Genomic DNA, 19,714 nt, shown 5'->3' with positions numbered 1-19,714 from the left:
GTCGCTCTTCCTCGTCGGCGGTCCGCCGGAAGCGTCCTGGGCCGGTCACCAGCGCGGGGGTGGTGGGGCGGCCAGGGATTCGGCGAGGCGGGCCAGGCGGTCGCGGAGGCGGCCGCGGCGGGAGGTGGGGTGGGTGTTCTCGCCGGCGGCGGCGCTGACGAGGTGCTGGGCGGTGTCCAGGTCGAGGGCGGGGGCGGGGTCGAGGGCGGGGGTGTCCGGGGCTTTCCGGCCCGTCCGCGGCCCGGGGGTGGCCGCGGTTTCCGGCCGGGGTGGTGCGGTGGTCAGGGCGTCGTGGGCCAGGGTGTGCAGGTCGTGGTCGCCGGAGTCGAGGGCGAGGACGGTGGCGCCGTTGCGGCGGGGGTCGTGGACGCGGTCCAGGAGGCCGGCGTCCGGGGCCTCCCGGGGGACGACCAGCAGCGTCGCCCCGCGTCCGGCCGCCGCGAGCCGGCCCAGGCCGACCGCGAGGTGCGCGGGCGCGGTGCCGGGCACCCGGTGCCGGACCAGGGTCGGCGACAGTTCCGGCAGGCCCGACCAGGCGGCCTCGTCGTCCAGGTGGGCGGCCAGGTGCCAGGGCTCGTAGCCGGGGGTGCCGACCAGCAGCAGACCGCCGCCGTGCGGGGTGACGGCGGTCCGCAGCGAACCGGCGAAGCGGCGGGTGGCCTCGATCCACTCCGTCCCGTCGAGGACTTCACGCAGCAGGGCGACGCGTACGGCATCCATGGCGCGGCATGCTGCCGCACCGGCGGGGCGCGCGGGGCCGGGCGGGCCGGGCGTCACCCGTTCGGGCGGCCCCGGGATGCGCCGGGCGCGGTCAGGGGACGGCCCGAGGGGCGCGGTCAGGAGGACGGGCGCAGGCCGGCGTCCGTGAGTCGGCGGGCCACTTCCGCGACCGCCTCGTCGCCGAGCGGGATCTGCGGGGCGGCGGTGTCCCGGCGGGTGATCACGCCGAGCAGTTCCAGCGCGGCCTTGAAGCCGCCGAGGGCGGCGGAGCCGCGGCCCGTATCGGCCTCCGGGCCGGTGCCGGTCAGGGCGTACAGGGCGACGAGCCGTTCCTGTTCGGCGGCGGCCCGGGGCCAGTCGCCGGTCCGCGCGGCCTCGTACAGCCGGACGTAGGCCGCCGGATCGACGTTGCCGAGGCCGGGGGCGATACCGTCCGCGCCCGCCAGCAGGGCCGCGTCGGCGGTCAGCTCGGAGCCGGCGAGGACGGCGAAGCCGGGGGCCGGGCCGGTGCTCCGGCCGGTGCGGCCGCCGAGGGCGACCAGCAGCCGGCGCAGCGACCCGTCGTCGCCGCTGGCGTCCGCGACGCCGGAGAGCGTGCCGTCCTCGGCCAGTTCGCGGAGCAGCGAGGGCGCCAGCTTGCTGTGGACGGCGGCCGGGATGTCGTACGCGATCAGCGGCAGGCCGGTGGCGGTGCGCAGATGGCGGAAGTGGGCGGCGGTCTCGCGGGGGTGCGGGCGGGTGCAGAAGGGGGCGGTGGCGACCAGGGCGTCGGCGCCGAGCGCGGCGGCGCTGCGGGCGTGCTCCAGGACGCGGGCGGTGGTGGTGTCCAGGACGCCGGCCAGCACCGGGACCCGGCCGGCGGCGGCGGTGACCACCGTCTCCAGCGCGGTCGCCCGCTGATGGTTCGTCAGGTACGCGGCCTCGCCGGTCGAACCGAGGGCCACCAGGCCGTGGACGCCGGCGTCGAGGAGCCGGCAGACCAGGCGGGTCAGCGAGGCGGTGTCCACCTCGCCGTGCGGGTCGAGCGGGGTGCAGACCGGGGGGATGACGCCGTGCAGCGGGGCGGCGAGCGCCACGGGGCCTCCAAGGGCGGCTCTGAGCTGGGGAAATCCGGCAGGTGATCTCCGGTAGCGCGGTCACCATAGGCATGTGCGCGGGTGGCGGGTCAAGGATTCCGGGGCCCGGTGGGGCCGAACGGGGCGGGGGCGCGGGCGGGGCGGCTCCGCACGGCGGCGGTGTCCCGGGACGACCGCGCCGCGGGCCCCGGAGCGGGGCGTGACAGTATCGCTGTCATGACTACTTCCGACGCTGCTGCGACCCCGCCCGTGACCCCGCCGGCCGCCCCGGCCGACGCCGCCGCCAAGCCGGCCGCCCGGGACCCCTGGGACCTCCCCGACGTCTCCGCTCTGGTGATCGGCGTCCTCGGCGGCACCGGCGACCAGGGCCGCGGGCTGGCCTACCGGTTCGCCCGGGCCGGCCACAAGGTGATCATCGGCTCCCGCGCCGAGGAGCGGGCGCAGGCCGCCGCCGCCGAACTGGGCCTGGGCGTCGAGGGCGCCGACAACGCCGAGTGCGCCCGCCGCAGCGACGCGGTGATCGTCGCGGTGCCGTGGGAGGGCCACGCCAAGACCCTCCAGGCGCTGCGCGAGGAGCTGGCCGGCAAGCTCGTCATCGACTGCGTCAACCCGCTCGGCTTCGACAAGAAGGGCGCCTACGCGCTGAAGCCGGAGGAGGGCAGCGCCGCCGAGCAGGCCGCCGCGCTGCTGCCGGAGTCCCGGGTCACCGCCGCCTTCCACCACCTCTCCGCCGTCCTGCTCCAGGACCCGGAGGTCGCCGAGATCGACACCGATGTGATGGTGCTCGGCGAGCGCCGCGCGGACACCGACCTCGTCCAGGCGCTGACCGCCCGCATCCCCGGGATGCGCGGGGTCTTCGCGGGCCGGCTGCGCAACGCCCACCAGGTCGAGTCCCTGGTCGCCAACCTGATCTCGGTCAACCGCCGCTACAAGGCGCACGCCGGTCTGCGGGTCACCGACGTCTGAGCCGGGCCGACCGGCGCCGGACCGGGCCGGGCACCCGGAGCGGGGGAGGGGGCGGCGGGGGCGCCGCGGGCATAAGGGACACTGGACGGGACCGTACGACCCGACAGGAGTCCGCCCCATGCCCTCGCTGCCCCCGCCCGGACCGGACCGGCGCCTCGCCGTCCTCGCCCTCGCCGTCTGCGTGCTCGCCGTGGCCGCGGCGGTGGTGTCCTTCGCCGAGGGCAGCTTCGTCGGCATCGTCTGGGTGCTGCTGGCCGGTATCTCCAGCAACATGGCGTGGTTCTACGTCCGCAAGGCGAAGCTGGACCAGGCGCGGCGCGCGGCCGCCTCCGGCTGATCCCCGGCTCTCCCTGACGTCCCGGCGGGCCCGGCTACAGCCCCGCCCCGCCGCCCTGCCAGAAGCGGAACAGCTCCTGGCCCGCGTAGCTGTCCAGGGCCGGGACGTCCAGCCCCGCCAGCACGGACCGCACCAGCCCGAAGAACGCGTCGTTCACCTCCGGCACCCACAGCAGTCCGAAGACCGCCAGCAGCCCGAACGGCGCGAACGGCGCCACCTGCCGCCGCACGCCCTCCGGCAGCCACGGCTCCAGTACGCCGTAGCCGTCCAGGCCCGGCACCGGCAGGGAATTGAGGAGCGCGGCGGTCACCTGGAGCAGCGCCAGGAACGCCAGCGCGGCGCGGAACGCGACCGGCGCGCCGTCCAGCGCGCCCAGCCAGAACGGCGCGCTGACCAGCACCGCGCACCCCGCGTTGACCAGCGGCCCGGCCGCCGAGACCAGGCTGTGCCGCAGCCGGCCCGGGATCCGGCCGCGCTCGATGAACACCGCGCCGCCCGGCAGCCCGATCCCGCCCACCAGCAGGAACAGCACCGGCAGCACCACGCTCAGCACGGCGTGCGAGTAGACGAACGGATTGAGCGTGAGATAGCCCTTCGCGCCGACCGTGCGGTCCCCGGCGTGCAGGGCGGTGCGGGCGTGCGCGTACTCGTGCAGGCACAGCGACACCACCCAGCCGGACACCACGAACAGGAACACCGCGACACCGGTGTGCCCGGCCAGGGCGCCGCTCCACACGGCCCAGCCGGAGACCGCGAGCGCGGCGACGAGCGCCAGGAAGACCGGGCTGACCCGGCGGTCGGTGCGCGGCAGGGCGGTGGTCATCGCGGCGGGGCTCCCAGGGTCGGCGGCGGGGCGGGATACGCCCGTACCCGGAAACGCCGCTCGGTACGCGGGGAGTTCCGCCGGTGCCGGACAATGGGCCGGTGCGCTACGGAATTCTCGGCACCACCCGGGCCGGCCGGGCCGACGGCACCCCCGTCGCGCTCGGCGGCGCCCGGCTGCGCGCCCTGCTCGCCGCGCTCGCGCTGCGGCCCGGGCGGGCGCTGCCCGCTGACGTCCTGATCGCCGACGTCTGGGGGATGGACCCGCCGGCCGACGCGCCCGGCGCGCTCCAGGCGCTCATCGCGCGGCTGCGCCGGGCGCTGGGCCGCGCCGCGATCGCCTCCGCCGACGGCGGCTACGCGCTGTGCGCCGAGCCGGACGCGGTGGACCTGTACCGCTTCGAACGGCTCGCGGCGGAGGGCGGCCGGGCGCTGGACGCCGCCGAGCCGGCCCGGGCCGCGGCGCTGCTGGACGAGGCGCTGGGCCTGTGGCGCGGCCCCGCCCTGGCCGATCTGCCGGACGCCGCGGCGGAGGCGGCCCGCGCCGAGAGCCGCCGGCTGGACGCCCAGCGCCACCGCCTCGCCGCCGACCTCGCCCTGGGGCGGGCCGACCGGGCGCTGCCCACCCTGGCCGCGCTCTGCCAGGACCACCCGCTGGACGAGCCCCTCCAGGCGCTGCGGCTGCGCGCCCTGCGGGCCGCCGGCCGGTCCGCGGAGGCGCTCGCCGCGTACGAGGACATCCGCGCCGGGCTCGCCGAGCGGCTGGGCGCCGACCCCGGGCCGGAGCTGCGCGCCCTGCACGCGGAGCTGCTGCGGGCGGACGCCCCGGTCCCGGCCGCGTACGCCGCTGCCAACCACTCCGACCACTCGGAGCGCGTCGCCGCCCCCGTCCCCGCCCGGCCCGGCAACCTCCGGGCCCGGCTCACCTCGTTCGTCGGGCGGGAGCGCGATCTGGCCGCGCTCCGCGCCGACCTGGCCGCGCACCGGCTGGTGACGCTGCTCGGGCCGGGCGGCGCCGGCAAGACCCGGCTGTCGCAGGAGGGCGCCGAGAGCGCCGCCGCGGCCCGCCCGGACGCCTGGCCGCACGGCGTGTGGCTGGCCGAGCTGGCCCCGGTGGACGACCCGCGGACCGTCCCGGAGGCGGTGCTGACCGCGCTCGGTGCGCGCGAGACGGTGGTCCGCGGCTCCACCGCCGACGGGCTGCGGGCCGCCACCGACGCCACCGCCCGCGATCCGCACGCCCGGCTCGCCGAGCACTGCGCCGGCCGCCGGATGCTGCTGGTGCTGGACAACTGCGAGCATGTCATCGGCGCCGCGGCCGAGTTGGCCGAGCGGCTGCTGACCGCCTGCCCGGGCGTGACGGTGCTGGCCACCAGCCGGGAGCCGCTGGCCGTACCGGGCGAGGTGGTGCGCCCGGTGGGACCGCTGCCCGAGCCGGTCGCGCTGCGGCTGCTCGCCGAGCGCGGGGCCGCGGCCCGCCCCGGTTTCCGGACCGATGCCGACGCGGAGACCGCCGCGGCCTGCGCGGAGATCTGCCGCCGGCTGGACGGTCTGCCGCTGGCCCTGGAACTCGCCGCCGCCCGGCTCCGCATGATGACGCCCCGTCAGATCGCGGACCGGCTCGACGACCGCTTCCGGCTGCTGACCAGCGGCAGCCGTACGGTGCTGCCCCGCCAGCAGACCCTGCGCGCGGTGGTGGACTGGTCCTGGGACCTCACCGGCGAGCCCGAACGGGCCGTCCTGCGGCGGCTGTCGGTCTTCGCCGGCGGCTGCGACCTGGCCGCCGCCGAGGAGGTCTGCGCCGGCGCCGGCGTCGCCCCGTACGAGGTCGCCGGGCTGCTCGGCTCGCTGGTCGACAAATCGCTGGTGGTGGCCGCCCCGGCCGGCACCGGCGGGCAGATGCGCTACCGCCTGCTGGAGACCGTCGCCGAGTACGCCGGGGAGCGGCTGGACGAGGCCGGCGAGCGGGCCGCCGCCGAACGCCGCCACCTGGTCGCCTACCGCGAACTGGCCCGCACCACCGACCCGTTGCTGCGCGGCGCCGGGCAGCGCGCGGCGATCGACCGGCTGGAGCTGGAGCACGACAACCTCCGCACCGCGCTGCGCCGCGCGGTGGCCGCCGGCGACGAGCAGGAGGCGCTGTGCCTGGTGCTCTCCCTTCAGTGGTTCTGGTCGCTGCGCGACCACACCGGCGACACCCGCACCTGGGCCCCGGCCGCCGCCGCGCTCGGCCCCAGCCCCTTCGCCCACCCCGTCGAGCCGGCCCCCGACCTGTACGAGCGGCCCATCGACGCACCCCCGCCGATGCCCCCCGCGCAGCTGCTGGAGGCGCGCCGGGAGGTCCGCCTGGTGGCGCTCTCCAGCCAGGACAGCGACCTGGACGCGCTGCGCAGCCCCGAGACGCAGCAGGAGCTGGCCGGGGCGATGGCCGCCTACCGGGGCGGGATGCCGCAGCTGTGCAAGGTCCCCGGGGTGATGTGGCACTACGCGGCGATGATCAACGGCCGGTGGGAGGAGCTGGCCGGGCTGGTCGACGCCGCGGTCGCCACCTGCCGCCGCTTCGGCTACGACTGGGAGCTGGCCTACGTCCTCCAGATGCGCGGCAAGCTCCGCAACGACCGCCCCGGCGGGCTGGACCGGGCCGCCCGGGACGCCGACGAGGCGCTGGGCCTCTTCCTGCGGCTGGGCGACGCCTGGGGCGCCGCCGAGGCGCTGGCCGGCCGCGCCGAGACCGCCGAGAAGCGCGGCGACTACGACGGCGCGGCCCGCGACATCCGGGCCGCGATGGTGCACGCCGAGGAGCTGGGCGCGTACGGCCAGGCGCTGCTGCTGCGGGCCCGGCTGGGCGCCGTACTGATCGAGGCCGGCCGGGCGGACGAGGGCGAGCGGATGCTGCGGGAGGTGCTGGCCGACGCGGAGGACCGCACCGGCGGCCGGGACGCGGTGGCGTTCACCCGCATGACGCTCGCCATGGGGCTGGCGCTGGCCGGCCGCACGGTGGAGGCGCGGGCCGAACTCCTCGCGGTGCGCGCGACGTTCGCGGTGGGCGGCCCCGACCTCTTCCTGGGGCTGCTGGACGCCTCGCTGGTCTCGCTGGACGTGGACGAGGGCGCCGGCGGCCCGGAGCTGCTGCCGCGGCTGCGCCGGGCGCTGGCGCTGACCCGCGACCCGCTGGCCGAACTGGTCGCCCCGGACCTGCCGGTGACGCAGCTGCTCACCGGTGCCCGGGTGCTGCTGGCGGTGCGCGGCGCGGCCGGCGCGCGGGACGCGGCCCGGCTGGTCGGCGCCTACGACGCGCTGCGGAGCCCCTCGCAGGTGGCGCCGCGGATCGTCCGCGAGGACCGGACGCGGACCGAGGCGGCGATCCGGGAGCTGCTGGCCGGGCCGGACTACGAGGCGGCCCGGGCCGAGGGCGGCCGGCTCTCGCTGGACGAGGCCGCCGCCCTCCTCTGACGCGCCGGGCGGCCGCGTCAGGTCTTCGAGCGGAACTTCCGTACCGCCAGCGGCATGGTGACGGCCGTGATGGCGACCGTCCAGGCGAGCGTGACCAGCACCGGATGGGCCACCGCGCCCTGGCCGTTGATCAGCGCGCGGGCCGCGTCGGCGAGGTTGGAGAGCGGGTTGATCTCGGTGAAGCCGGCCAGCCAGCCGGGCATCGTCGCGGTCGGCGCGAAGATCGACGAGCCGAACTGCAGCGGCATCAGCACCAGCATCGCCAGGCCCTGCACCGCCTGCGGCGTCCGCACGCTCAGCCCCAGCAGCACGAAGATCCACATCAGCGCGGCACCGAAGACCGTGGACAGCGCGACGGCCGCCAGCAGCGCCGCGAGCGAGCCGCGGATCTCCAGGCCCAGCAGCAGGCCCATGCCCAGCAGGATCGCGGTGGCCAGCAGCATCCGGCCGACCTCCACCACGATCTTGGCTATCAGGACCGAGGACCGGGCGATCGGCATCGTCCGGAAGCGGTCCATCACGCCCTTGCGGAAGTCCTCGTTGACGCCGCTGCCCACCGCCATGGCGATGTTCATGCCCATCATCGCCATCATGCCGGGCACCAGATACTGCACGTAGGAGTGCTGGTTCCCGGCGATCGCGCCGCCGAAGACGTAGACGAACAGCAGGATGAAGACGACCGGCATCAGCAGCGCGTCGAACAGCGTCTCCGGGTCGTGCTTGATCTGCATCAGATTGCGCCGGGCCAGGGCGCCGATGTGCCGGAGATTGGCCCGCAGGCCGATCCGGCCCTCGTCGGCGGCGGGCCGCCCGGCGGCCGCCGTCACCGTCGCGGCGCTCATGCGCCCACCTCCGCGTACCGCTCGTCGTGCGCGGCGGGTCCGTCCGGCCCGTCCGCCGTACCGTCCCCGCCGGAGCCGTCCGCCCCGCCGGAGGTCTTCTGCCCGGTCAGCGCCAGGAACACCTCGTCCAGGCTGGGCAGATGGGTGCTGATCCCGGCCAGCGCGAAGCCCCGCGCGCCGAGCACCCCGACCACCGCGGTCAGCTGCTCGTCGCTGACGATGGGGACGTTGACCACACCCCCGGTGTGGTCCGCGGTGGCCCCGGCGACGCCGTCCAGCCCGGCCCGGGCGACGGCGTCCGCCAGCGCGTCCAGCTCCCCGGGGTCGGCCGGGCGGATCTGCAGGGTGCGCCCGCCCACCTTGGCCTTCAGCTCCTCGATGCGGCCCTCGGCGATCACCCGGCCGCGGTCGATCACCGCCAGCCCGTCGGCCAGCTGCTCGGCCTCTTCCATGTACTGGGTGGTCAGCAGGACCGTGGCGCCGTCCCGGACCATCCGCTGGACCTCCTCCCAGACCTCGTTGCGGGTCCGGGGGTCCAGGCCGGTGGTCGGCTCGTCCAGATAGAGCACCGAGGGCCGGCCGATCATCGAGGCGGCCAGGTCGAGCCGGCGGCGCATCCCGCCGGAGTACTTCCCGGCCGGCCGCCGGGCGGCCTCGGTCAGCGAGAACCGCTCCAGCATCTCGTCGGCGCGGGCTCGGGCGTCCTTGCGGGAGAGGTCCAGCAGCCGGCCGATCATGTAGAGGTTCTCCCGGCCGGAGAGCTTCTCGTCGACCGATGCGTACTGCCCGGTCAGGCCGATCCGGCGGCGCAGGGCGCGCGGCTGGCGCACCACGTCGCAGCCCGCCACCACGGCGCGGCCGGCGTCCGGGACGAGCAGGGTGGACAGGCAGCGGACGAGCGTGGTCTTGCCGGCGCCGTTGGGGCCCAGGACCCCGAGCACGGTGCCCTCCGGCACGTCCAGGTCCACCCCGTCGACGGCCCTGACGTCGCCGAAGTGCTTGACCAGGCCGCGCACCTCCACGGCGTTGCCGCCCCCGGTGGTTATCGTCTGTCGCGTCATGCCCCTTACGGTGCCGGACGCCGCTGACAGCGCGCTGACAGGCCGCCGACAGCCGGTACCGACCGGCCGCCGGCGGCCCGCCGGGCGGGGCTCAGCGGAAGGAGTGCTCCGCGGCCGGGAAGGCGCCGCCGACGACGTCCTCGGCGAACGCCCGGGCCGCGCCGCCCAGCAGCTTCCGCAGGTCGAGGTACTGCTTGACGAAGCGCGGCACCCGGCCCGCGGTGAAGCCGGCCATGTCCGTCCACACCAGCACCTGCGCGTCGCATTCCGCCCCGGCGCCGATGCCGACGGTCGGGATGTGCAGCGAACGCGTCACCTCGGCGGCCAGCTCGGCCGGCACCGCCTCCAGCACCACCGAGAACGCCCCGGCGTCCTGCACCGCCTTGGCGTCCCGCAGCAGCTGCTGCGCGGCCTCCTCACCGCGGCCCTGGACCGGGTAGCCGCCGAAGGCGTGCACCGACTGGGGGGTCAGCCCGACGTGCGCCATCACCGGGATGCCGGAGGAGACCAGCAGCTCCACCTGGTGCGCGGAGCGCTCGCCGCCCTCCAGCTTCACCGCGCCCACCCCGGCCTCCTTGACCAGCCGGGTGGCGCTGCGCAGCGCCTGCACCGGGCCTTCCTGGTACGAGCCGAACGGCAGGTCGGCGACGACCAGCGCGCGCTCGGTGCCGCGCACCACCGCCGCGGACAGGATGGTGATCTCGTCGAGCGTGACCGGCACGGTGGACTCGTAGCCGAGGTGGCAGTTGCCCATCGAGTCGCCGACGAGCAGCACCGGGATCCCGGCCTCGTCGAAGACCGAGGCGGTCATCGCGTCGTAGGCGGTGAGCATCGGCCACTTCTCGCCGCGCTCCTTGGCGGCGGCGATATCGCGGACGGTGATCCGCCGCGACCGGGTGCCTCCGTAGAGCGCCTTGGGGTTGTCCTTGGCGGGCGCGGCGGTGGGCTCCTGGGTCGTGGCCCCCGCGGCCTCGTTCCGGGCAGGCGAAAGCTGCGTCATGGTGACGGCTCCTGTTTCGTGATCTCGAAGCACCCTGACGGTGTCTCCGGACTCCCGTCCATGCTGGCACGGCGTGCCCGGGGAGCAAAAGGGGGCGTCGCGGGGGGCGTCCCGGCGGGGCGTACCGGGGGCGTCGAAGGGGGTCCCGGCGGCGGCTCGCCGCGCCACCGATACGGAACGGTCCCGTATCGATATCGGCGTAGGGTGGCGCCATGGCGACCTCCCCGACCCCACCGGCCGCGTCCGGCGCCCCCGCCGCGCCCCGCGTCCCCGCCCGGATCCACCGCCGCCGCTGGGTGATCCTCAGCGTCCTGATGCTCAGCCTGCTGATCGTGGTGCTGGACAACTCGATCCTCAACGTCGCGATGAAGACCATCGCCACCCCGGCCCCCACCGGTCTCGGCGCCACCCAGAGCGAGCTGGAGTGGGCGATCAACTCCTACACGCTGGTCTTCGCCGGGCTGCTGTTCACCTCCGGCCTGCTCGGCGACCGGCTCGGCCGCAAGAAGGTGCTGCTCTTCGGGCTGGCCGTGTTCGGCACCGGCTCGGTGCTCGCCGCGGTCTCCGCCTCCCCGGCGCAGCTGATCGTCTTCCGCGCCCTGATGGGCCTGGGCGGCGCCTTCGTCATGCCGGCCACCCTCGCCATCCTGATGAACGTCTTCGAACGCGAGGAGCAGCCCCGGGCGATCGGCGTCTGGGCCGGCGGGGTGGGGCTGGCCATCGCCATCGGCCCGATCGCCGGCGGGCTGCTGCTGGACCACTTCTGGTGGGGCTCGGTCTTCCTGATCAACGTCCCGATCGTGCTGGTCGCGCTGGCCGCGATGGTGCTGCTGGTGCCCGACTCCAAGGACCCGGCCCCCGGGCGGCTGGACCCGGCCGGGGTGCTGCTCTCCGTGGTCGGCCTGGTCCTGCTGGTCTACGGGATCATCAAGGGCGGCCAGCTCGCCGACTTCACCGATCCCGAGGTGGTGGGCACCGTGGCCGGCGGGGTGGCGGTGCTGGCCGCGTTCGTCGTCCACCAGAAGCGCAGCGACCACCCGTCCATCGACATCGGCTACTTCCGCAAGCCCGCCTTCTCGGCCGCCGTCACCGCCATCGCGCTGGTCTTCTTCGCGCTGATGGGCGTCACGTTCTTCATCGTCTTCTACGTCCAGAGCGTGCGCGGCTACAGTCCGCTGGAGGCCGGGCTGCTGATCCTGCCGCTGGCCGCCGCCCAGCTGATCTTCGCGCCCCGGGCCCGGCACGCGGTGGACCGCTTCGGGGCCCGCGCGGTGTGCACCGCCGGGATGCTGGTGGTCGCCGTCACCATGGCCGGGATGCTGCTGCTGGACCGCCACACCCCGCTGTGGGTGCTGGAGGTGCTGTTCTTCCTCCAGGGCACCGGCATGGCGCACATCATGCCGCCGGTCACCGTCACGATCATGCAGGCGCTGCCGCGCGAGAAGGCCGGCTCCGGCTCGGCGCTGAACAACATCTTCCGGCAGGTCGGCGGCACCCTCGGCGTCGCGGTGCTCGGCTCGCTGCTCTCCACCAGCTACCGCGACGGCATCCAGGGCACCCTGGACGCGCTGCCGCGGGTGCCCGGACCGGTGCGGATCGCGGCCGGCGAGTCCATCGAGGCCACCCTCGGCCTCGCCCAGCGGCTCGGCCCGCCCGCCGCCCGCCCCCTGGCGCTCGCGGCCGACGGCGCGTTCCTGCACGCCATGCACGTCACCGCGCTCGCCTCGGCGGCCGTCTCGGTGCTGGGGGCCGCGGTCGTCGCCGGATTCCTGCCGGGAAGAATGGGCCCGGCCCCGCACTCCGCGGAGCGCCGGGACGGACGGAAGGCGGGCGCAGCGAGATGAGCCGGGCGGCGGACACCCGCGGGCGGACGGCGGGGGAGCGGCCGGGCGGGCCGGCTCCCGGGCGCCGGGGCCGCCCGCGCAGCGCCGCGGCCGACTCCGCGATCATCGAGGCGGTGCTCCGCCTGATCGAGGACGGCAGCTCGATAGCCGAGCTGTCCATGGAGCGGATCGCCCGCGAGGCCGGTGTCGGCAAGGCCACCGTCTACCGCCGCTGGCCGGGCAAGAGCGCGCTGCTGCTGGACGTGATGCGGTCGCTGGACGCGCCCTGCCCGCCCCTGGAGGGCGGTTCGGTCCGCGAGGACCTGGTGCGGCTGCTGGAGTTCCTGCGCCGCCGGGGGCTGGCCGGGCGCGGTTCGGCGGTGCTGCGGACGGTCGTCAGCCACGTCCGGTCGCAGCCGGAGCTGTGGGCGGAGTACCACGAGACGGTCCTGCGGGCCCGGCACGAGGCGCTGCTCGCGGTGTTGCGGCGCGGGGTGGCGGCCGGTGAGATCCGCGCCGACCGGGACCTGGCGACGCTGGCCGACCTCTTCACCGGGCCGCTGCTGGCCCGCGCCCTCCGCCCCGAGGGGCAGCCGCTCCCCGAGGGGTTCGCCGAGGAGATCGTCGACACCGTGCTGGACGGCGTCCGGCCGCGGCCCGCGGGGTGCGGCGGCCGCCCGGCGGCGGATTCCGCTTGACCCGGGCCGGGGCGCTGCATGACCCGCGCTGGGGTGCTGCATGACCGGGACCCGACCGCTTGATGACGGCCGCCGGGCCGCGTATGACCGGACCATGCCCGTTCTGTCACAGCCGCTGTCACGAACGCCCGGACCGGAACCCGCGGCGGCGGACGGCCCGTCCTCCCCTGCGGAACGCACCGGAAGACCCCGCGCACCGGGGATCCGCCGGTCAAGCGGATCCACCGGAAACCGGGATCTAAGAGAGCGTTTCACGGCCATCGCCTAGGGTCGAAGATCACAGGTGAGGCGCACCGGAGCAGGGTGGCAGGCGAGTGAGGACAGCGGTATGGCGCAGGCGTACATGACGGAGCCGGAGCAGGGCCAGGGGCCCGGGTGGACCGGTTCCCGGTCCGGGCGGCTGCGGGGCTGGTGGCGCCGGGAGGGGATGTGGCGGCGCGGCATCGTCCTCGCGGTCCTCGCGGTCCTCCTCGGGCTGGCGCTGCTGCTGCACGCCCGGATCCCCAACACGGTGGGCAATTACGGCAGCCTGCTGGAGACCTTCCTGCCGTGGCTGGGCCTGGGCGTCCCGCTGCTGCTGCTCTGCGCGCTGCTGCGCCGCTCGGCGACCGCCCTGGTGGCGCTGGTGCTGCCGGCCGTCGCCTGGGTGAGCCTCTTCGGCGGGCAGCTCACCGACAAGGCCGGCACCGGCGGCAACCTCACCGTGCTGACCCACAACGTGGACGCCGACAACCCCGACCCGGCGGGCACCGCCCGCTCCATCGCGGCCTCCGGCGCCGACGTGGTCGCGCTGGAGGAGCTGACCGGCACCGCGCTGCCCGCGTACCGCAAGGGCCTGGCCGGCGTGTACCCGTACCACACCGTGCAGGGCACGGTCGGCCTGTGGAGCAAGCGCCCGCTGGCCGACACCCGCCCGGTGGACATCAAGATCGGCTGGGTGCGGGCGCTGCGCGCCACCGTCACCGCCGCCGACGGCCGGCAGATCGCGGTCTACGTGGCCCATATGCCCTCGGTACGGGTCAACGTCGACAAGGGCTTCACCGCCGGGCAGCGCGACGGCAGCGCCAGCGCGCTGGGCGAGGCGATCGCCGCCGACCCGGTCCGCCAGGTGGTGCTCCTCGGCGACCTCAACGGCACCATGAACGACCGCTCGCTGGCCCCGCTGACCTCCCAGCTGCGCTCCGCCCAGGGCGCGGCCGGCGACGGCTTCGGCTTCAGCTGGCCGGCCGGCTTCCCGATGGCCCGGATCGACCAGATCCTGGTCAAGGGCATCGACCCGGTCAAGGCGTGGGTGCTGCCCGCGACCGGCAGCGACCACCGCCCGGTCGCCGCCACCGTCAAGATCTGACTCCACCCCACCACCGGCGCCCGCCCGCGCCGGCCGGACGGCCCCCGCGCCGCCTGGCCGGCGCGGGCTTTTTCCGCGTCCGCAGGCGAGGGGTCGCGACGCGATTTCACATTCCGTTTTCACGGCGGAATACTCCGCCTGCCACACTTTGTTCCGGAACAGAACTTAAACGCGGGCCGGACCTCCGCGCGCCCGCGCCGGACACATCCCCACCCCTTTCGTACGCCTCCCGCACCCCACCCCTCGCACGCCTCCCACCCGAAAGGTTCTCCATGCCCTTGGCTCTGCTCGCGCTCGCGATCTCGGCCTTCGGTATCGGCACCACGGAATTCGTGATGATGGGCCTGCTGCCCGACGTCGCGGACGCTCTGGGCACCTCCGTGCCCACCGCCGGCTACCTCGTCTCCGCCTACGCCCTCGGCGTCGTCATCGGCGCCCCGCTCCTGACCGCGCTCGGCTCCCGCGTCCCCCGCAAGCGGATGCTGGTCGCGCTGATGGCGGTCTTCACGGTCGGCAACCTCGCCTCCGCGCTGGCCCCGAACTTCGGCCTGCTGGTGGCCGGCCGGCTGCTGGCCGGGCTGCCGCACGGCGCGTTCTTCGGCGTGGGCGCGGTGGTCGCCGCCCGGCTGGTCCGCGAGGGCCGGCAGGCCCGCGCGGTGGCCACCATGTTCCTCGGCCTGACCATCGCCAACATCGTCGGCGTACCCGCCGCCACCCTCCTCGGCCAGCGCCTGGGCTGGCGCGCCACCTTCCTCGTCGTCGCCGCCATCGGACTGGTCGCGATGGCCGCGCTGGCCCGGCTCGTCCCGCCGCTGCCGGCCGGCCCGGACACCGGCGGCCTGCGCGGCGAACTGCGCGCGCTCGGCGACCGCCAGGTGCTGCTCGGCCTGCTCACCACGGTCTTCGGCTTCGCCGGGATCTTCGCCGTCTACAGCTATCTCGCCTCGGCGATGACCGAGGTCACCGGCTTCTCCGCGGGCGCGGTCCCGGTGGTGCTGGCGCTCTTCGGCATCGGGATGACGCTGGGCGCGCTGGCCGCCGGGCCGCTCACCGACCGGGCGCTGCGCCCCACCCTCTACGGCTCCCTCGGCGCGCTCGCGGTGGTGCTGGCGGTCTTCCCGTTCGCCGCGCACCTGAAGTGGGCCGCGCTGGTCACCGTCGTCCTGATCGGCGCGGTCGGCTTCCTGACCACCACGCCGCTGCAGATGCTGGTGATGGACAAGGCCCGGCGGGCGCCGACGCTGGCCGCCGCCGCCAACCAGTCGGCGTTCAACCTGGCCAACGCGGGCGGCGCCTGGATCGGCGGCCTGGTCCTGGCGGCCGGCTGGGGCTGGACCTCGCCGGCCGCCGCCGGCGCCGTCCTGGCCGCGGCCGGTCTGGCCGTGGCGCTGCTGGCCGGACTGCTGGACCGCGGCTCCCGCGACGACACCACCCGGATCGTGGCGCGCGGCGACGGCGAGCCGGCGGCCGCGCCGGCCGGGGCGGTCAGCCGCCCTCCCGCCAGTGGTTCGTGATCGGCAGCCGCCGGTCCTTGCCGAAGCCCTTCGCGGAGATCTTGGTGCCGGGCGGGTACTGCCGGCGCTTGTACTCGGCGCGGTCCACCATCCGCAGCACCCGGGTCACCAGCGCCTCGTCGAAGCCCTCCGCCACGATCTCCTCGCGGCCCCGGTCCCGGTCGACGTACAGCTCCAGGACGCGGTCCAGCACCGCGTAGTCCGGCAGTGAGTCGGTGTCGACCTGGCCGGGCCGCAGCTCGGCGCTGGGCGGTTTGCTGATCGTGTGCTCGGGGATCGGCGGGGTCTGCCCGCGCGCGGCGGCGGCGCCGTTGCGCCAGCGGGCCAGTGCGAAGATGCCGGTCTTGTAGACGTCCTTGATCGGGCCGTAGCCGCCGACCGAATCGCCGTAGAGCGTCGAATAGCCGCACGCCAGCTCGGACTTGTTGCCCGGCGCGAGGACCAGGTGCCCCTCCTCGTTGGAGATCCCCATCAGGATCGTGCCGCGCAGCCGCGACTGGAGGTTCTCCTCGGCCAGCCCGGTCACGCCGAGCGATGCCAGGTACGCGTCGAACATCGGGCCGATCGGCACCGTACGGAACCGCAGGCCGGTGCGGCGGGCCAGTTCGGCGGCGTCGGCCACGGAGTGCTCGGAGGAGTAGCGCGAGGGCATGGCGACCGCGTGCACCCGCTCCGGGCCCAGCGCGTCGCAGGCCAGCGCGGCCACCAGCGCCGAGTCGATCCCGCCGGACAGGCCCAGCACCACGCTGCCGAAGCCGTTCTTGGCGACGTAGGCGCGCAGGCCGGTGACCAGCGCGGTGTAGATCTCCTCCAGGTCGCCCAGGCGCGGCGCCTGCCCGCCGGGCACCTCCGGCGCGTAGGGCGGCAGCGGATCGGCGGAGAGGATTAGGTGCTCCACCCGCAGCCCGTCGTCCAGCACCCCGGACGGCGGTTCCGGCGCCGCCGCCGGCAGGTCCAGATCGACCAGGACGCACCCCTCCTCGAACTGCGGGGCGCGGGCGATCACCCCGCCGTCGCGGTCCACCACGATCGAGTCGCCGTCGAAGACCAGCTCGTCCTGGCCGCCGATCATGGCGAGATACGCGGTGGTGCAGCCGGCCTCCTGGGCCCGCTTGCGGACCAGCTCCAGCCGGGTGTCGTGCTTCTCCCGCTCGTACGGCGAGGCGTTGACCGACAGCAGCAGCCCGGCGCCGGCGCTGCGCGCGGCGGGCACCCGGCCCCCCTCCTGCCACAGGTCCTCGCAGATGGCCAGCGCCACATCGACGCCGCGGACCCGGACGACGGGCAGGGTGTCGCCCGGGACGAAGTAGCGGAACTCGTCGAAGACGCCGTAGTTGGGCAGGTGGTGCTTGGCGAAGGTGAGCGCGACCGCGCCGCGGTGCAGCACCGCCGCGGCGTTCTGCGGCGCACCGGCCGGCCGGCCGTAGCGGGGCTCGGAGCGCGCGCAGCGGTCGAGGTAGCCGACGACCACCGGGACGTCGCCCAGTCCCTCGGCGGCCAGCCGCTCGGCCAGCGCGCCCAGCGCGGCCCGGCTCGCCTCGACGAACGACGGGCGCAGCGCCAGGTCCTCGACCGGATAGCCGGTCAGCGCCATCTCGGGGAAGGCGATCAGATGCGCGCCCCGGTCGGCCGCGTGCCGGGTCCAGTGCGCGATCGCGTCGGCGTTCCGGGCGAGATCGCCGACGCAGGAGTCGATCTGGTTGAGGGCGAGACGGAGTTGGGGCACCCCGCCAGTCTAATCGTCTTTCTGACGCGATGGGGGATGCGCGGCGGCCCGCCCGGCGCGGCGGAAGCGCACCGGACGGGCCGTGGCGGGGGAGCCGGAGGCTACGACCGCCGGTAGCCGAGGACCGTCATCATCCCGGACTCCGAGTGGTAGATGTTGTGGCAGTGCATCATCCACAGCCCCGGGTTGTCGGCGTCGAATTCGACCTCCAGGTGCTGGCCGGGCCGCACGATGGTGGTGTCCTTGCGCGGGCCGCCGTCCGGCAGCGTGAAGCTGTGCCCGTGCAGATGCATCGGGTGGAACATCCGGGTGTGGTTGCGGAAGACCAGCCGGACCCGCTCACCGGCCCGCACCGGATAGCGCTGCGAGGGGGTGTACGGCCGGCCGTTGATCGCCCAGTCGAACCGCTCCATGGTGCCGGTGAGCCGGGCGCCGATGGTCCGGTCCGGCGCCCGCCGCGCCGCCCGTACGCTCTCGTGCGCCCGCAGGTCGTGCGCCATCAGCAGCTTGCCGTCCAGCCGCCGGGTGCGCGCCGAACCGTCCGGGGCCCGGCCGCCCCCGGTGCGCAGCACGGCCAGCGCCGAGCGGCCCTTGCCCTCGGCCAGCGCCACCAGCGGGAAGACGCCGGACTTGGCGGTGACCAGGACGTCGTAGCGCTCGGCCATGCCGATCAGCAGGGCGTCGGTCCGGGCGTGCCGCACCGGGTTGCCGTCGGTGTGGGTGACGGTCATGTCGTGGCCGCCCAGCGCGACCCGGTAGGCGGTGTCGCCGCCCGCGTTGATGAAGCGGATCCGGATCCGGTCGCCGGGCCGGGCCCGGAAGACGTCCGGGTCATGGCTGGTCCGGCCGTTGATGAGGTGGTACGGGTAGTCGATGTTGCCCGGCATACCGCGCAGCAGCCGGCTGTGCGCGCCGCGCAGGATGCGGGACGGCCCGCCGCCGTCCGCCGCGCCGGGGCCGCCCGCGCGGCGCGCCCCCCGGCTGGCCCGGTCCGCGAGCAGGGCGCCGCCGAACTCCCGCCCGGCCGCCTGCTCCGCGCCCACCAGGCCCGCGTCGCCCAGCGCCGCCCCGACCGATCCGGCGGCCAGTCCGCCCAGGCTCGTCGCCAGGCCGTCCAGGCCGACCGGCGCCTCCCGGCCGGCGTCCGGCACCGCGGCGCCGGCGTACGGGGCGGTGCCGTCGTCCCCGGCGCGCCCGGGCCGGTCCGCGCGGCCGCCGTGGTCGCGCTCGCGCTCGTGCCCGTCCTGCCCGGAGCCGTGCTTGTGGTGCCCGTGCCCGCGGCCGTGTCCGTTCCCCTGCCGCGAGTCGTGCCCCGAGCCGCCGTGGTCGCCGTCCCCGTGGCCCCCGCCCTCGTGCCCGGACCCGTGCCCGTGCATCGCCCCCCGCCCGTGGTTCAGCTCCCGCAGCACCGCGTCCGGGTCGCTGCCGTCGATCCCGTCCAGCCAGTCGTCCAGCACCACCACCCACTCGTGGTCGTACTCCATCGGCTCCCTGGGGTCGTCCACGATCAGCGGCGCGTACAGCCCGTGGTCCTGCTGCACACCGAGGTGCGGATGCGTCCAGTACGTGCCGGGGTCGGTGATCCGGAAGCGGTAGTGGAAGGAGGCGCCGGGCTTGATGGGCCGCTGGGTGAGGTCGGGGACGCCGTCCATGTCGTTGCGGATCGGCAAGCCGTGCCAGTGCAGGGTGGTGGACTGCGGCAGGTTGTTGGCCAGGGTCACCGAGAGGGTGTCGCCGGCGGTGACCCGGAGCACGTCGCCGGGCAGCCGGTCGCCGTACGTCCAGGTGTCGACAACGCGGCCGCCGAGGTCGATCCGGGCCCGGCGGGCCTCCAGGTGGACCCGGCGCACCGGACCGGAGCCGCGCCGCCGCTCGGCCTCGGCGACCTCCGGGCCGCGCGGGTCGACATAGCGGCCGCGGCCGTCGCCGGTGCGGCCGTCCGGGGCGGTCGCGGCGCCGGCGGCAGCGCCGGGCGCGGCGGCGGCCAGCAGACTTCCGCCGGTGACCGCGATACCCGCGCCGAGCACGGCGCGGCGGGAGTGCGTACGAAGGGGTTCCATGGGGTTGCACCTCGTGGCATATCGGGGGAGGCCGGGTGCGCTCCGGCGGGGGAGCGGGGGCGGACGGGGGCCGGCGCGGCGGCGCGGGGTATCGGCCACGGGCCGCGCGGCGGGCGGCCGGGCCGGCCGGCGGCCCTGCGGGGTTGACGCATCGCGGACTCCTCGACGGCCGGGGACCTACGGACGCACCGCTGCTCCCGGGGCGCGGCCCCGGACGCGGCCCACCGCGCCGCGCGCGCCGCGCCCGGTGAACCGCCCGCCTATTCTT

The 19,714-nt window shown here is 75.9% G+C and carries 15 protein-coding genes; 7 read left to right on the top strand and 8 right to left on the bottom strand.

Going from position 1 to position 19,714, the window contains the following annotated elements; genetic code table 11:
- Positions 1–45: 45 nt before the first annotated feature.
- Both ADL22_RS17200 and ADL22_RS17195 read right to left on the bottom strand, forming a co-directional pair.
- A complete protein-coding gene (locus tag ADL22_RS17200) occupies positions 46–720 on the bottom strand; it encodes a hypothetical protein (protein ID WP_066979746.1) in 675 nt (224 codons plus the stop codon).
- Positions 721–836: 116 nt separating this feature from the next.
- Complete coding sequence (locus tag ADL22_RS17195) at positions 837–1,796, bottom strand: dihydrodipicolinate synthase family protein (RefSeq protein ID WP_066979743.1); 960 nt, start codon at positions 1,794–1,796, stop codon at positions 837–839.
- A gap of 216 nt (positions 1,797–2,012) precedes the next feature.
- On the opposite strand from ADL22_RS17195, the gene npdG reads away from it, so the two are divergent.
- Both npdG and ADL22_RS17185 read left to right on the top strand, forming a co-directional pair.
- Entirely contained in the window at positions 2,013–2,762 is a 750-nt protein-coding gene (npdG, locus tag ADL22_RS17190) for an NADPH-dependent F420 reductase (protein ID WP_234430736.1), read from the top strand.
- A 118-nt stretch (positions 2,763–2,880) separates the two neighbouring features.
- A complete protein-coding gene (locus tag ADL22_RS17185; RefSeq protein WP_066979738.1) occupies positions 2,881–3,099 on the top strand; it encodes a hypothetical protein in 219 nt (72 codons plus the stop codon).
- A 34-nt stretch (positions 3,100–3,133) separates the two neighbouring features.
- Here ADL22_RS17185 and ADL22_RS17180 read toward each other — a convergent pair whose 3' ends face one another.
- Positions 3,134–3,922 (bottom strand): site-2 protease family protein, encoded by a 789-nt coding sequence (locus tag ADL22_RS17180; protein WP_066979735.1) that lies wholly within the window; start codon positions 3,920–3,922, stop codon positions 3,134–3,136.
- Between the two features lie 101 nt (positions 3,923–4,023).
- On the opposite strand from ADL22_RS17180, the gene ADL22_RS17175 reads away from it, so the two are divergent.
- Positions 4,024–7,374 carry an AfsR/SARP family transcriptional regulator gene (locus ADL22_RS17175; protein WP_066979732.1) on the top strand — a complete coding sequence of 1,117 codons (3,351 nt, stop codon included), beginning with the start codon at positions 4,024–4,026 and terminating at the stop codon, positions 7,372–7,374.
- A 17-nt stretch (positions 7,375–7,391) separates the two neighbouring features.
- On the opposite strand, the gene ADL22_RS17170 is transcribed toward ADL22_RS17175, so the two are convergent.
- The 3 genes from ADL22_RS17170 to panB all read right to left on the bottom strand — a co-directional run bounded on the left by ADL22_RS17170 (position 7,392) and on the right by panB (position 10,277).
- Positions 7,392–8,216, bottom strand: a complete 825-nt coding sequence (locus ADL22_RS17170; protein ID WP_066979730.1) for an ABC transporter permease — start codon at positions 8,214–8,216, stop codon at positions 7,392–7,394.
- Positions 8,213–9,277: an ATP-binding cassette domain-containing protein gene (locus ADL22_RS17165; protein ID WP_066979727.1), complete on the bottom strand. Its 1,065-nt coding sequence runs from the start codon at positions 9,275–9,277 to the stop codon at positions 8,213–8,215. The genes ADL22_RS17170 and ADL22_RS17165 overlap by 4 nt, the downstream gene beginning before the upstream one ends.
- A gap of 91 nt (positions 9,278–9,368) precedes the next feature.
- Positions 9,369–10,277, bottom strand: coding sequence for a 3-methyl-2-oxobutanoate hydroxymethyltransferase (gene panB / locus ADL22_RS17160; protein WP_066979724.1), 909 nt, complete (start codon positions 10,275–10,277; stop codon positions 9,369–9,371).
- Positions 10,278–10,489: 212 nt separating this feature from the next.
- Between panB and ADL22_RS17155 the strand changes: the two genes are divergently transcribed.
- The 4 genes from ADL22_RS17155 (at position 10,490) to ADL22_RS17140 (ending at position 15,660) form a co-directional block, all read left to right on the top strand.
- The gene (locus ADL22_RS17155; RefSeq protein WP_066979721.1) at positions 10,490–12,121 is read left to right on the top strand and encodes an MFS transporter; all 1,632 of its coding nucleotides are present in this window, start codon (positions 10,490–10,492) and stop codon (positions 12,119–12,121) included.
- Positions 12,118–12,798: a TetR/AcrR family transcriptional regulator gene (locus ADL22_RS17150; RefSeq protein ID WP_066979720.1), complete on the top strand. Its 681-nt coding sequence runs from the start codon at positions 12,118–12,120 to the stop codon at positions 12,796–12,798. Before ADL22_RS17155 ends, ADL22_RS17150 begins: the two co-directional genes overlap by 4 nt.
- 427 nt (positions 12,799–13,225) lie before the next feature.
- Complete coding sequence (locus tag ADL22_RS17145) at positions 13,226–14,146, top strand: endonuclease/exonuclease/phosphatase family protein (protein WP_420711570.1); 921 nt, start codon at positions 13,226–13,228, stop codon at positions 14,144–14,146.
- A gap of 272 nt (positions 14,147–14,418) precedes the next feature.
- Positions 14,419–15,660 (top strand): MFS transporter, encoded by a 1,242-nt coding sequence (locus ADL22_RS17140; RefSeq protein WP_066979717.1) that lies wholly within the window; start codon positions 14,419–14,421, stop codon positions 15,658–15,660.
- Here ADL22_RS17140 and ADL22_RS17135 read toward each other — a convergent pair.
- Both ADL22_RS17135 and ADL22_RS17130 read right to left on the bottom strand, forming a co-directional pair.
- Complete coding sequence (locus ADL22_RS17135; protein WP_066979715.1) at positions 15,632–17,386, bottom strand: NAD+ synthase; 1,755 nt, start codon at positions 17,384–17,386, stop codon at positions 15,632–15,634. The two genes, ADL22_RS17140 and ADL22_RS17135, sit on opposite strands and share 29 nt — an antisense overlap.
- Before the next feature lie 101 nt (positions 17,387–17,487).
- Entirely contained in the window at positions 17,488–19,446 is a 1,959-nt protein-coding gene (locus ADL22_RS17130; RefSeq protein WP_079064211.1) for a multicopper oxidase family protein, read from the bottom strand.
- Between the last annotated feature and the right edge of the window lie 268 nt (positions 19,447–19,714).

Source organism: Streptomyces sp. NRRL F-4489 (assembly GCF_001509485.1).
Lineage (GTDB): Bacteria > Actinomycetota > Actinomycetes > Streptomycetales > Streptomycetaceae > Streptomyces.
The sequence above is the reverse complement of the archived record's forward strand: the minus strand, read 5'-3'. Positions and strand labels throughout refer to the sequence as shown.

Excerpts from the sequence above, each read along its gene's own strand:
- ADL22_RS17170 (WP_066979730.1), bottom strand. The coding sequence starts at position 8,216 with ATGAGCGCCGCGACGGTGACGGCGGCCGCCGGGCGGCCCGCCGCCGAC.
- ADL22_RS17150 (WP_066979720.1), top strand. The coding sequence starts at position 12,118 with ATGAGCCGGGCGGCGGACACCCGCGGGCGGACGGCGGGGGAGCGGCCG.
- ADL22_RS17200 (WP_066979746.1), bottom strand. The coding sequence starts at position 720 with ATGGATGCCGTACGCGTCGCCCTGCTGCGTGAAGTCCTCGACGGGACG.
- npdG (WP_234430736.1), top strand. The coding sequence starts at position 2,013 with ATGACTACTTCCGACGCTGCTGCGACCCCGCCCGTGACCCCGCCGGCC.
- ADL22_RS17180 (WP_066979735.1), bottom strand. The coding sequence starts at position 3,922 with ATGACCACCGCCCTGCCGCGCACCGACCGCCGGGTCAGCCCGGTCTTC.
- ADL22_RS17130 (WP_079064211.1), bottom strand. The coding sequence starts at position 19,446 with ATGGAACCCCTTCGTACGCACTCCCGCCGCGCCGTGCTCGGCGCGGGT.
- ADL22_RS17155 (WP_066979721.1), top strand. The coding sequence starts at position 10,490 with ATGGCGACCTCCCCGACCCCACCGGCCGCGTCCGGCGCCCCCGCCGCG.
- ADL22_RS17145 (WP_420711570.1), top strand. The coding sequence starts at position 13,226 with ATGTGGCGGCGCGGCATCGTCCTCGCGGTCCTCGCGGTCCTCCTCGGG.
- ADL22_RS17140 (WP_066979717.1), top strand. The coding sequence starts at position 14,419 with ATGCCCTTGGCTCTGCTCGCGCTCGCGATCTCGGCCTTCGGTATCGGC.
- ADL22_RS17165 (WP_066979727.1), bottom strand. The coding sequence starts at position 9,277 with ATGACGCGACAGACGATAACCACCGGGGGCGGCAACGCCGTGGAGGTG.
- ADL22_RS17185 (WP_066979738.1), top strand. The coding sequence starts at position 2,881 with ATGCCCTCGCTGCCCCCGCCCGGACCGGACCGGCGCCTCGCCGTCCTC.
- panB (WP_066979724.1), bottom strand. The coding sequence starts at position 10,277 with ATGACGCAGCTTTCGCCTGCCCGGAACGAGGCCGCGGGGGCCACGACC.